Below are 13,018 nucleotides of genomic sequence, written 5' to 3' on the forward strand. Positions count from 1 at the left end.
TCGCTATCAATAAGCTTACTATTCCGTTGGTTGATAGGTCGTCTTGTATCGGTGCGATTGTTTAAGCCCGTCGTCGTAATCACGCTTGAGTTCCCCCAGCACCCATTGCTGGGGCTTTCTCAAAACAAAGCAGACGTCGAGTTCATTGGGAACCCGCAAAGTACTTGGAATGACAAGTCCGGACCAACGATTTTCTTTATCGATACCAAAAACGTCCTTGGTAGCCCGCCATACGCTGAGCCCATTTTTCTTAAGCGTTAGATTTTGCTTGGGCTGGAAAGCTTCGTCGGGTAAGTCGTCCAATTCGATACCACTGTAGTCAACATTTGCCTTGATGCTGGCAACGAAGGTTGCTTCACCCCCAGAACTGACAACCTTGTAACCGGCGTTGGTCAGCAAAGTAGTGATCCGCTCCAATTCAAGATTGCGATTCATTGATGCCGGACCGCTCAATTCGATCTGAACTCGACTTCCTGGACCCAGGTTGGCAAATAGGTTGCCGGCAAAACCCTCGTCCGCTTTTTGCATCTCGGGGCTGGGCAAATCGGGTCGCATGATTAATGACCGGCTCGGTAACGAAGCAGCGAAAATCTGTCCGCTATTGGGTGCTGCAAGCAGATTTCCTCGCAATTTGACACAATAGGCGGAGCCTTGCAGGGATAGGTCAATCACATCAAATAAATCGCTTTCCCCACGCAATCCGTTGACAAACACCCGGGTCGGGGAAACCCAAAACGCCAAGCTGGGCTCAAACACGGCGGGTGCAACGCCAAACTCGCGAACCACTTTGCCGGTTCGCAAATCCCAAAACCGGGCGTTGCCATTGCCTAGGCCGACCAGTCGCTGGCAGCTGTCATCCACAGCCAGCAATCTCACAGCCACTGGGTTGGAGCGGACCTGCGAAACAACTTTACCCGTCAACGCCTCGACGACGACGAGGTGCTCGCTGGTGTGCAGGATTAGATACTTGGCCCCAGCGCTTAAGGCGGGAACACAAACGGGCCGCGTTACCGTCCACCACACCAGTTCCCGGGTAGCAACTCTCCAGACCCCCAGGTCTCCACGGGTGCTAACGGTCAATAAATGCTCGTCATCGATGAAGCGAGCATGATAGACATCGCGGCCGCTGCCATAAGGAGCCCAATCGCTCCATGTATCCTTGCCTGACTTGAGATCGTAGACGCTCAACGCATGCATGCTACTGCGATCTTGATGCACAATCGAACTGCCAGTCGGATTGATTGACTTGATTCCCAAAAAACCACGGGCCTTGATGGCGCTAGCAACATCACCCAGCTCGGCTCCTTGGCCGGTCCTGAGATCTAACAACATCGATTGGCGGGCCGGTGAGAGCAGCAGCACCTTGGTTCCATCATGCGTAACAACTTTCGAGGCACCGGCCGCTAGCAAATTTGTTTCGATCAGCGGCATTGTTTTTGGGCGTGGGAAGTTGTCAGGGGTGAACCCCCAGCGATCCTCCTCGAGCAACGTGGAACGTAAGTTCGCGGGAGGTGGGCCCGAATTAGCAGCAAGGCCGGAGTTGTTGCCCGCGTTCCCCGCTATATCCAGTCCTCCGCCGCCGTTGTTATCTCCACGCATCGACTCTCTGGCATTGCGCAGATCGGAGTCGACCTGCGATTTCATATTTTCGGCCTCTCGCTCCATCGCAAAGGAGACATCCGTCGGGGAAAGCTGGGACACTGGGACGTCGACGACTGAATTGTCGGCCAACTTGATTGAGACTTTTCCGCGGTCGAACTTGACAAAGAGTCCATCGACGCTTCTGCCATCGCGGAGCGTCCAGATGCGAGCCCCCGGCATTCTCGGACCCGGCAGTTTCGGCGATACGGGCAAGCCTTGTTTGATCAGCGATTTTAGAAAGCGTTGATCGGCGTCGCTTAACTTGGCTAGCGGAACATCCAGTTCCGTGCTATCGCTTTTTCGCAGCCGGATCTGACTATCAGTGACTGCGATGGCGGCTGCCACAATTTTAAAATTGCCAGATGCATCCGAGTAGGTTCGCGTGGCGATAATCGCTCCGTTCTCATACGGGCGGCGAACCGCGGCCCGTAAAAATTCATCGACTTGCTTGCTGCCTGCGAACTCGAATTCAACGCGAGCGTTCTGCTGTTTATCGGTCGCTAAAATCACGCCCGGACGCCACTCGTTGAGAAAGAATACTTCGACCGCTTCCCCAACCTTGAAGGGCTCCAAGCGATCCTGGGCAGCCGCTGGTGCCGTGATTGTCATTGCCAGCGAGCAGCCCAACAACAAACAGCCCAACAGTGAGGCGAATTTTCGCAGCGGAAACCGACTGTCCGTCGGAAAGTGTTTGGAACTATGCGTCAAGCAAATTGGCGAGCAATGGGCTTTCATCTGGTAAGATCGCATCGAGGGAACAAAAATGTCCAAGAATTCCGCCTCGCCGTAGTCTATCTGAGTAAATCGCCCCATTCAAGCTTTTCGCCACCGGGCAGATAACTAAAATGGTGTTTGGCTGAAGACGCTACTCGCGGGATGCACCCCGAGTCTCGCGCCCGGCGCTGTTGGCTCATTCTGCGGAAACATTTAAACAAACATGCTTACAAAACGGATTGAAAAGTATGGGGAGCGCGTCGAAATTGGAATCCATCTCGGTTGCCGACTATTTGGCCGGTGAGGAGTTGGCTCGTGTCAAACATGAATATATGGATGGACGCGTTTTTGCCACTGCGGGAGGCAAAAATATCCATAATCGAATTGCATCGAGAGTTTTGGGAAGCCTCTTTCGCCAGCTTAGCGAGTCACCCTGTGAGGCTTACAACTCCGATACAAAAATCCGCATCCGCACAGAGGAACGCACCTACTTTTATTATCCCGACGTTTCCGTCGTCTGCCGGTCCAATCCGGACACCGATATGTTTTAAGATCAACCGGTGTTCATTGTCGAAGTTGTTTCTGAAAATGCGCGACGAATCGATGAGGGTGAAAAGCGAGATCGTTATTTGTCAATCGAATCACTCCAGGCGTACGTGCTGTTGGAGCAGGACCGTCCAGCGGCGGTCGTCTACCATCGCAAAAATGATCGAACTTTTGGTGAAGTAATCTATGATGATCCGAACGCTGTGCTCGAATTCCCTGAATTAGGCGTGCAACTGAAGATGGAGGAACTGCACGCGAAGTAGGTTGCGGGTAAGCGACCCTTCTCGTCTGATCGTTCGCGGGGCGGACGCTTTGCTGAGCCCTTGCTTTGTTGAGCCCTTACTGTTTGGCGTCGGCGACGTATAGCATGTAAAGACGCGGCTCAAAGGTGCGATTGACGGGAGTTTCCACGCGGGCGATATCGGGTGGGAAAACACAAGCGGCAGCGAAGACATCAGTGGTAATATAACGAAATTTTCCCGCTTCGATTTGCACATCGTCCCTGCCCAGCGGGGGCTTGGTTGCCAGATGAAATCCCCAAGTGCCGAACGAATTCAGCGGCACATGATAGCTGGTCACATGCAGCCCGGCAGCTTCCAAGGTGTTACCAATGCACCAATAAACGCGACGCGTGTAAATCGGCGAACTGCTCTGCACCGCCAGACTTCCCTCGGCCGACATGCATAACGACAGCATCTGATAAAACTCACGTGAATAAAGTTTATCCAGAACCTCGTTGTGCGGATCGGGTAAATCAATAATGACGCGGTCATATAAGGTGCTTGGCTGATTCGCCGACTGCTCGTTGGCAGCCAAATGTGCCGGAACCTGGTCGCGGATAAAGCGAAAGGCGTCTTGGTTGATGACGCGAAGTCGCGGGTCGTGAAGACTATCAGCGTTGATGCGCCGCAGCGGCGCGAAAGTTCTCGCCAAATTGGTAATGGCGGGATCGATGTCAACCAAGTCAATCGATTCCACGTCGGCATATTTGGCGACTTCGCGAACCACCAAACCATCGCCTCCGCCAAGGATCAAAACGTGACGGCGTGGCCCAGCCAAACTCATTAACGGATGCACGAGCGATTCGTGATAACGGTGCTCGTCGCGACTGGCAAACTGCAAATGCTTGTCCAAGTACAATCGCAACTCACCGTTGCCATCACCCTCGGTCATGACAATGCGTTGGTACGGCGTGTAACGCGAGTAGATGATATGATCCGCGAATAATTGGCCTTCGGCGAATTGAGTGATCCGCGCCGACATCAGCAAGCCACCCAGCAACACGACAATCGCCACGCTGGCAAAAGTCAAGCAGACGCGACGCCCAGGCAGTTTGCGGCCGAATACAAAGATCGTTAACCAAGCAACAACGGCGTTCGTCAATCCAATCGCGAACGAAGAACGAAATAGCCCCAGCGAGGGTAACAGCACCAAGGGAAAAGCGACAGAGCCGATCAGCGCACCGAAATAGTCAAGCGATAACACATGCGCAACCGAGTCCTTCCAGGACGAAGAACGGCTGAGAATTTGTGTTAGCAGCGGAATCTCCAGCCCCACCAAGGTGCCAATCAAAATGATCAAGCTGTACATCGTGGGGTTGTAGAGCGAGTACATCGGGAACACGGTGAACAGCAACGTGCTAGAAAAACCGCCGATGATCGCCACGCTGATTTCCACAAACACGAAGGTCGAAACTAAGTGTGTGCGGAAATATTTTGAGAGGAACGATCCCAGCCCCATGGCGAACATGAACAGCCCAATCGTCAAGGAAAACTGCGTGACGCTGTTCCCCAGCAGATAAGTCGAGACTGAGGCAATGATCAACTCGTAAGCGATGCCGCAAAGCGCCACCACCAGCACGCTGAACATCATCACGGCTGCCTGCCGCGAGCTGAGCGCGGCACTATCCAAATCTGATTCAGGCTGGTCGTCGATGGCGGATTCCAAAATGATGCATTGCCTTTGGCGATTGGGAGCCGTGAGGGAGCGAGGTTTGATTACTTGCCGAATCCAAAACCACCCGAACCGCTGCGGCTGCGAACGCTGTTGCTCGAGGACCGTGCGCTGGAAGCTTTCGCGCGGGCCTGTGAAACTGCGTTGGAATGGTAGTTCTTGGGGCTAACCGGCGTGGCTGCAAAGTTTGGTTTGGCACCAGCTCGCGCACCACTGTAATAACTTCCCTGACGACTCATCATGCTGCCGAGCATATATGCTGTGAAGAAACCACCCATCGGTCGGTAGTGATGGTCGCGATGATGGTTGGCAGTGTCCGAGGCCAGCAATCGCCCGCGCTCAAGATCGATCTGGACGGTAAATAATCGTTCCTCACCAGCATCCTGAGTTTTGTTGTCATTGCGATCGGCGTAGCCCACGATCGCACCGGTCGCTTCCATGGAGACACCGATCGCGTGCGACATCAATTTCGGCTGGGCGGCGTTCAAATTTTCCCGATAGAGGGCGAGAAACTCTTCGTCCCTGGCGGCGTCAAGCGTTCGCGGTAGATCGTCAGCGGCCGGCTGGGCAGTACTGTCACCCGCCGAATCGTCGCCACTAGCTTGATCGGGTAAGTCGGCTTGATCGGTTGGTGCCGGGTCGGTGGCATACAAATCGGCTGGCGAGCCATTTTCCGCGGCCCAATCATCTTTCGAGGTTTCGGGGGCTCTAAACTGTGACAAGTCAAATGAATCGGTCTTTTCACCATCCAGCTGAACAAGTGTCTGGTCCAGGATGTCAAGCACTCGATTGAGATCGATCACTTCCACCTTTGGACTCGAACAGCCGGGGATGACCAACATCGCTAAACCAACTGCCAGCAAACAGCAATAACGCATCGAAGTAACCTTGTGCGGGGGGAAAAGTCACGAGATTCTCGGCGGTGGTGAACCAGTCTGAGAGACTACATCTCGCATCTGCTAGTCTAGCGTAAATCGTGTCGAAAATGAAGTTGGTCTACCCCATCTTCATAATAATCGGCCAGCCGGCCGGCGGGGTGAAAGCGTGCACGGATGACGAACTCTTGCGTTTGCGACACGTCGGAAGGGAAAGCCATAAAGATCACTCGTCCCTCCCACTCGCGAACTTGATCAAAGATCAATTGCACGTCGCTGGTGGTCCCTTCGCCATCGGTCAATTCCCATGCCAGCCAGTAGGCCCCGTCGCACTCCGGAATTTCATCAATGTCGACTAGCTTGATGGCCGATTCGTTGGGCGGAACCGAAACGTACTCCGACGTTTGCAAGCGGCGGCTGTAGACGACCAGCGACTCGTCGACTTCGTAGTAATGCAGGTGTCGCAGCTCCTCGACGAATCCCACGGCACGATAAGCCGCGTGAGCCTCGCGGTAGATCTCTCCCCGCTCGGGATCCCGGTAGTCGCTCGATTGCACGTAAACCATGCGAGCATCCTGCTGTTCAAGAAACTCCAATAGGCTCTCCAGCATAAATCTACCGTGTCCGTGCCCCATCATGCTGCGGGCTAGATAGGTCCACGAGACTCCGTAGGAACGATCGGTCCCCGGAATCGGTTTGGCTCCCGTGACGCCAATCAGGCGGTCTTGCCTGAGCAATCCGAATTGTCCCTCGAGCCCAGCGGCATACGTTTTCGCAGCTTCCTCATGGTCGTCCTCGTCATGTTCCAGAATGATCTCCAACGCATCGCCCACTTCGGAAGGGCGCAGCGGACGGAAGACAAAATCAGCTTGTTCCCTGAGAAACACCTTTACCCACTCCTAAAAAGGACCCGCTGGGAGACCACGCGGGACGACGGAAATCGTTACTTCCCGAGCCGCGAACACATCAAACAACAATTCCAGTCCCGGCAGCGGGAGCATTTGATTGCTGCAAGTAAAAAAGTCGACGCAGGCTGTTTGCTGCTCCGGCCAAGTATGCACAGCCAAGTGGGACTCCGCCACCACGACCACGCCACTTAACCCATAAGGGCTGAAGGCGTGGAACACCGATTCAACCACGGTGCACTCTAGCAGCGCGGCGGTCTGTTCCAGCAATTGACGTAGCACTTCGGGCTCCGAAGGTAGCCGCTGGCAGGCATGAAAGTCGGCCAAAACATGCGTGCCCAACCCAGTAAAGAGGCCTAAGTCGACACCTTTTAGCGATTCTCGATTCAACCGCACCGCTCGCATTAGATCGCTGGTCGAATCGGCCATCCACCGCTCACTTTACCACTAGAGTCGTTGATGATTGAAAGGGGGCTCCCAAGCTTAACAGGCTAGCCGACGACCTGGGTGGGGGAAAGCAGTTGTCGATCGGGATCCAGGTCCTGCTGGGCTACCATTGGTGAACGATGAAAGATTTTTTTCATTTGATGAATGAAAGCTTCCAAATTCTAAGCGAAATCTTGCAAGGGTTCTCTCAGTGTCGACAGCTCGTTGATCGCTGGCCAATTCGCAGTTTGAATTCGCCGTGCCATATAGCAACCTAATGCATACCGCACTTTACCCGACGATTCGTTCCCCGCTGGGGCAGCCTGGCGGGCGCAACGGAGCAAGCCGCAAATCTGGCGGCAATGTCATAATTTGATCGCAATAAATTATAACGAAAGCAGCGATTAGGCCAGCCGGCGGCTTGCCACATGATTCCGCCACTGCCCGCGGTCGATACTTTTCCGAGACTCGCTCGAAAAAACGTCAGCTCTGTGAGCTGGCCCTCCCTCTCACTGCGGACCGCCAATGCCTTTTTTACGTGGCTCACTCTCGTTCGAACGTTTCACCACCAGCGATTTCGAAACGCAACTCTTCACGGAAGAACATCTTGAATTGCTGGCCAATCATGCTGCCGGACAAGTGCAGACCGATTCGCCGGAAAATATTCACGTCGGTTTCTTGGGTGGCGATCATCTGTTTGATCAATCTTTTGAATTCGGCAAAAACATTATCAACAACACCCTGCACGCCGGGCTGCGAGTGGATTCCAATCAAATTCCGGCAGCCATTCGCAACGCTTGGTTGCAAATGGAACTAGCCGCGCTGCTGAAGGACAGCCCCACCGGGAGGCTCAATAAAGCCCAGAAGACCGAAGCTAAGGAGGCGGTCGAGGAGCGTTGTCGCAGCGAAGCGGCCACGGGGAAATACCGCAAAATGGCTTCCTTTCCGTGGCTTTGGGATCTGCAGCACAGCACGCTGTATTTCAGCGGTTCCCAAGGAGTCGCCGGCCACTGGGGTGATCTGCTCGAACGTGTCTTTGATATCGAAGTCCGTCGTCTCAGCGCCGGCTCAATCGCGCAAAATTGGGCCATCGCCGCCGACCGTTTCGCTGAACTGGACGTCCTGTTACCGACCAGCTTCGTGGCCGAGCAAAGCGTCTCACAATTTCCCTGGACCAACGAGCATTCGCAAGCTCCCGATTTTCTCGGCAACGAGTTTCTGCTGTGGTTGTGGTGGCGACTGGAGCATGAGTCGGACTCTTTCACGCTGGCCGACGAAAGCGAAGTTACCGCGATGCTGACCAAAACGTTGATGCTCGAATGCCCCTTGGGTGAATCCGGGAAAGAAACGATCTCGGCCGAGTCCCCGGTGAAACTACCCGAAGCGTTACAAGCGGTTCAGACTGGCAAGCTTCCCCGCAAAACCGGCATGACTTTGGTTCGCGATGGAATGCAGTTTGAGTTGGTGTTGCAAGCGGAAACGTTCGCCATCTCCGGTGCTAAGATCGTCACCACCGACGAAGAACCGATGGAGAACGAAGAGCGGATCGAAGCGATTCGTTTCTTGAGCGAAACGGTCGATGGCATCTTCCATCTCTTCTGTGATCGCCGCACCTCGGCCGCTTGGGAAAGCGACCGCGAACACATGAGGCGTTGGCTGGCCGCCGACCTAGTCGCTGGACAACGTGCCGCCTGAGCACCTCCCCATAAGTCATTATGCAAAACGGAATCAGCCGGAACGCGCCAGCGTGCGGTTCCGCGGAACCGTGAGTTAGCGCTCAATGACCGATATTACCGAAAGGCGACTTTGATACTCAAGCTCGCCGGTGCTGGCGGCAGCGACAGCCATAGATCGCGCAGCCTTGGTTATAATCCCAGCATTCTAAGTGGTGAGGCGCGCCACAGGCGGCGCACAGCACACGTTCGTTGGCCGCCGGAGGGACTCCGCAAATCTGACAACAGACTGCGGCCGAATCGCTGCCCGGCGTCAGCGATGAGAATTCGATGCCCGCTTCGGTGTCGGCGATCAGCAGCATGTAGTACTGCACGCTCATGTCGACCCAATGGCTCAACGTTTGATACTGCCGCGAGTTCAGCAGCACGGTGTAAAAGACCCGTTCACGCTCCGTCCACAAGCGATCTTGGCTGGTCAATTTCAAGCCTTCCAGCTGGTTGCCCAGTTGCACCAGATCATTGCTTAGACGGCTCGGGGGAGGCGCCGGCGAGTCGGCCGCGAATCGCAAACCGGTGGGGCGGGAGGGATCGAGTTTTGGACGTTGATGGGGCCACACCCCAGCCAGCGTGGCCCAAAAATCGCGTCCCGTCCAAGTCACTGGCGAGAGGCTGATCGAGAGCCGCTTGCTGCCGACCGCTAACTCAGTCCTGGGTGTACCAAACACGCCGCCGGAAAAATACTGGCCACCCCGCTCGAAGGCTAAGCGAAACAATAATTTGCGAGCTCGCCGTTTGCCTCGTCGCGAAATCAGCCAGCCGGCGACCGCTAGGAACAGGATAAAGAAAGTTAGCTCCGGCATCGGCTAGGCCACATCCCCTTCGACAGCCCGCAAGCGTTGCCAGAGGGGAAGCCCCACGGCACTGCCAGCCACCACCCCGCCGACTAGCACTCCGATCAACAACGGCAGCCAATCGAGTCCGAAGAGTTGACGTCGCGCGATGCGATTTTCATCATCAGCCGATTCACCCTCCGCTGTTTCATCTGCTATGTCAACCGCCTTCTTTTGAGCCGCACGTTGCGCTGCTAACTGACTTTCCACGGTGGTCAGCTGACTCTCCGCAGCGGCCAGCCGATCGGTCGCCCTGGTCAGTTGCGATTGCTTTTCTGAAAGCTCACCGTCGAGCTGCTCGACGCGGTTCATTAATCCCAACTGACTCGCTTTCAGGCTGGCGTTATCGGTTGCCAATTGACGGAACGATTGCTCCAGTTCGGCCGGTGATTGCGTGACGATTTTCCCTAGCAGTTCGTCCACAATTGCTTCCCGGACGCTGAGTGTTTGCGCGCTGCTTATTGCCGCACTTTGGTCGGTCTGCTGCGCCCCGGCCGGAGAGTTAGCCCCGGCCGTGGAGTTCAGGCTGCCTGAGGAATTGACACCGCTGGTGGCGTTGAAAATCAACAGTCCCAGCAAGATCGCGGTCAGCAACAACTGGCTGCTCAACAAACCGATTACCAACAGCGGCAGGTAGCGGACGCCGACCATTTCCGGGCCTCCGCCGGAGGTCACGACGAGTGGAGAAGCCTGGCGACCAGGGAACGCGGCAGCGGGCTGAGACATGGTTTCGGCTCCGGAAAAATAACTTGCCCAGCCAGCCAATTCGGCGTGCCGACGGCGGTGAGCATACAGATAAAAATGATCCAGTCGGCCGGGAGCGCGATGGCTGGGGACTTGCCGTCGCACAAACAGTCCGGTGTCGCCCGAGCTGGGGTCGATGACCAAAGCGATGTCGTCTTGATGGGGAAAGAAGTGGTCGCAAATAAACACATCCATGTCGCTAAGGAAAACGCTCCAGCCGGGGTGCGTGTGATACCAACCAACGATCTCCGTGCTGGCCGGCAGCGCTTCCCGCTGTTGGTGCAGATCGGCCCAAGTCGCGTGCGTGAAGGTAAAGCTACCGCGAGTGGCTCGGTAGTGACGAGCTCGCAGCGAATCGCTGATCACGACAAACGGCGTGCCGTCCGCTTGCACGCCGCGATGTCCCAAGAGAATGCCACCCAACTCGACGCTGGTATCTTCCGCCGCGTGCTCTTGCATGTCGAGCATCGCGTCCAAGTCGACTAACACTTTGGTGGGCGCGAATTGCACCCTCTGCACCCGACGCACTTCGGCTGTTCCATAATGGCCATTGCGATCGGGCAAGTCGTCCGCGTGGGGGCGTGTCGCACTCCGAGCATCACTAAACTGAACATCACCGAACTGGACATCATCACTTTGAGCGTGATCACGTTGAGCATCGTCCGCAGCGGCTAGCGGGCGTCGCGGCGAGTCGCTTTCCGGGGCGGAGTCGTTCATGCCGGTTCACCGTAGGTCGTGCCTGCCAAGCGAAACGGAACAGCCCCCTGCTCGAATTCGATGGTTACAATGTCGGCTGGAGGGATGCCAAGTTGCTGCAGCGACTTGGTCAGCAGTTCGCTGTGCTGGCAATCGATGCGACCGACGATTTCCGGCGACATGGTTTGTTGGCAGTTGGGACAGCTGGCTTGGCTGCTGGCGGTCATCGCGCGCAGTTGGCAGAGCGCCTGGTCGACTTGGCAAGGCTCGCAGCGGAGAGCGGTGATTAAGTCACGTTGCAAGCGGACGGCTTGGGCCGGCTGTTGGGCGATTTTTCCCGCCTCAGCCAGCAGTTTTTCCAAGCTATCGGTCACGCTGACTGTGGGTAGATCAATCGGCGGTTCCCAGCTGTCGTGGCTGAGGCAAGCTTCCCGGCGGGGCAATTGCGTGCGATACACATGATTCGTCATGCCATGAAAAACCATCGCCGACGATTCGCTCGCCGGCAGCCCGTGCAACAGCTTTAACGCCTCCTGCACTTGCCAGCCGGCGATGATCGAAGCGATTGTGGGAGTCGTCGGTACGCGTCCTTGGCGGATGTCTTCGGCTCGCAACAGTGGACAGGAATATCGCAGGTTGATCAACCGATAATCGGCTTCTTTCATGCCGCATTCATAGCACGTGCCATCGGGTGGCTGGAAGACTTGAACAACGCCGCTGATCTCTTGAATTCCGGCATCGATCCAAGGGGTGCCGACATGCCAGCAACAGCGGTTGACCCACAACCGGGCTTCGCGGTTATCGAGGCAGCCCAACACCACGTCGGCATCGGCGAACCAGCCCAAACCGACTTGATGGATGACGTTAAAGGGCAAAGCGGTGATCTTAATCGCCGGGTCGATCTCGGCCACACGCCGCGCCGCCACGGTCGCTTTCAATTGCCCCGCATCGACCGCTCGGTACAGCACCGACCTGGAGAGATTCGAGCTTTCCACGTGATCCATATCGACCACGGCGATGTGTCCGACACCCATCAGGGCCAAATTCTTGAGCGCCTCGTTCCCCAGCGCGCCGGCACCCACAACCAGCACCCGCGCGGCGGCCAGCCTCGTTTGGTCCCACCAGGGAATTAGCCGCAGCGAATCATGGCGGTCATCATGGTCAATCCGAATCGGGCTGTCGCTCACGGGAATTTGTCTGATCAGTCCAAGAAGAGAATGTCGGGTGGTGGAGTCGGTGTGGGAGGCTGCCCGCCGGCTCGTCGCTGTGCCGGAAGTCGCTCGACCACGTCATCGAAGCTGATATCGTCGTCGGGGTTGTTGAGGTTAGCTGGCTCGCGGAGGTCAGTTTGCTCCGCTAACGTGCCAACGATCGGCTCGGCGAGCGGCTGGCTATCGGCATTGTGAACCGATTGTGGCGCGTCACGCAGCTCGCGCTGGTCTAAAGGGAATTGATATTCGCGTTGTTTGCGCAGCCAAGTCGCCGCCTGTTGGTTAAAGGGGCTGCGAGTGTCATAATTGGCAAATCGCAGCATGTCCCACAACATTTCGCACAGCTTATCGAGCTGCAAACTGGGAGCCCAATGCGTCCCCCAGCCGCCCAGGCAGACTGCTCCGGCGGCGCTGATGTTGGGATGAAAGATGGGGGTGACCCAACGCATGTGCGGAGCCGAACGGGGGTACTCGGCAACCAACTGAATTAAGACTTCATGCTGGTAATGCAATCGCACCGTTTGGTTGCTGTTCGCTTCCATCACCGTCTGCAGGCTGGAACCACGAAATTGGATGCGATACGTCTCCGGTGGGCTGTGGGTATGTTTGGGCTGGACGACCACGAAGCTGAAGATGGAACTGTTAGCGGCCAACTCGGTCAAACGGGCATGGTCGCTCTCCAGCCGTCGTTGCCGAGGGCTGGGGGGCGGCTGTTGGCCACGTTGCAGCAAGCGTCCGAACATG

The 13,018-nt window shown here is 56.1% G+C and carries 10 protein-coding genes and 1 pseudogene; 2 read left to right on the forward strand and 9 right to left on the reverse strand.

Annotation, left to right across the window (positions count from 1 at the left end; genetic code table 11):
* Window positions 1-18: 18 nt before the first annotated feature.
* Window positions 19-2,454, reverse strand: a complete 2,436-nt coding sequence (locus tag SH139x_RS04590; protein ID WP_488354111.1) for an SHD1 domain-containing protein — start codon at window positions 2,452-2,454, stop codon at window positions 19-21.
* 149 nt (window positions 2,455-2,603) lie between these two features.
* On the opposite strand from SH139x_RS04590, the pseudogene SH139x_RS04595 reads away from it, so the two are divergent.
* Window positions 2,604-3,164: pseudogene (locus tag SH139x_RS04595) on the forward strand (Uma2 family endonuclease).
* Between the two features lie 76 nt (window positions 3,165-3,240).
* Here SH139x_RS04595 and SH139x_RS04600 read toward each other — a convergent pair.
* The 4 genes from SH139x_RS04600 to speD form a co-directional block, all read right to left on the reverse strand.
* Window positions 3,241-4,848: a polyamine aminopropyltransferase gene (locus SH139x_RS04600; RefSeq protein WP_488354112.1), complete on the reverse strand. Its 1,608-nt coding sequence runs from the start codon at window positions 4,846-4,848 to the stop codon at window positions 3,241-3,243.
* Window positions 4,849-4,898: 50 nt separating this feature from the next.
* The gene (locus tag SH139x_RS04605; protein WP_488354113.1) at window positions 4,899-5,732 is read right to left on the reverse strand and encodes a hypothetical protein; all 834 of its coding nucleotides are present in this window, start codon (window positions 5,730-5,732) and stop codon (window positions 4,899-4,901) included.
* 86 nt (window positions 5,733-5,818) lie between these two features.
* A complete protein-coding gene (locus SH139x_RS04610; protein WP_488354114.1) occupies window positions 5,819-6,616 on the reverse strand; it encodes a GNAT family N-acetyltransferase in 798 nt (265 codons plus the stop codon).
* Between the two features lie 12 nt (window positions 6,617-6,628).
* The gene (speD, locus tag SH139x_RS04615) at window positions 6,629-7,063 is read right to left on the reverse strand and encodes an adenosylmethionine decarboxylase (protein ID WP_488354115.1); all 435 of its coding nucleotides are present in this window, start codon (window positions 7,061-7,063) and stop codon (window positions 6,629-6,631) included.
* 522 nt (window positions 7,064-7,585) lie between these two features.
* Here speD and SH139x_RS04620 point away from each other — a divergent pair.
* A complete protein-coding gene (locus tag SH139x_RS04620; RefSeq protein WP_488354116.1) occupies window positions 7,586-8,755 on the forward strand; it encodes a hypothetical protein in 1,170 nt (389 codons plus the stop codon).
* Window positions 8,756-8,873: 118 nt separating this feature from the next.
* Here SH139x_RS04620 and SH139x_RS04625 read toward each other — a convergent pair whose 3' ends face one another.
* Genes SH139x_RS04625 through SH139x_RS04640 form a run of 4 tightly spaced genes read right to left on the reverse strand, consistent with a single transcriptional unit; the run spans window position 8,874 to window position 13,017 of the window.
* Entirely contained in the window at window positions 8,874-9,593 is a 720-nt protein-coding gene (locus tag SH139x_RS04625; protein ID WP_488354117.1) for a hypothetical protein, read from the reverse strand.
* A 3-nt stretch (window positions 9,594-9,596) separates the two neighbouring features.
* Entirely contained in the window at window positions 9,597-11,084 is a 1,488-nt protein-coding gene (locus tag SH139x_RS04630; RefSeq protein ID WP_488354118.1) for a M67 family metallopeptidase, read from the reverse strand.
* A complete protein-coding gene (locus SH139x_RS04635; RefSeq protein WP_488354119.1) occupies window positions 11,081-12,250 on the reverse strand; it encodes a HesA/MoeB/ThiF family protein in 1,170 nt (389 codons plus the stop codon). Before SH139x_RS04635 ends, SH139x_RS04630 begins: the two co-directional genes overlap by 4 nt.
* Window positions 12,251-12,264: 14 nt before the next feature.
* Window positions 12,265-13,017, reverse strand: a complete 753-nt coding sequence (locus SH139x_RS04640) for a ubiquitin-conjugating enzyme E2 (RefSeq protein WP_488354120.1) — start codon at window positions 13,015-13,017, stop codon at window positions 12,265-12,267.
* Window position 13,018 lies beyond the last annotated feature (1 nt).

Source organism: Kothea flammea, assembly GCF_052161645.1.
Taxonomy (GTDB): Bacteria; Planctomycetota; Planctomycetia; order Pirellulales; family Pirellulaceae; genus Laterigemmans.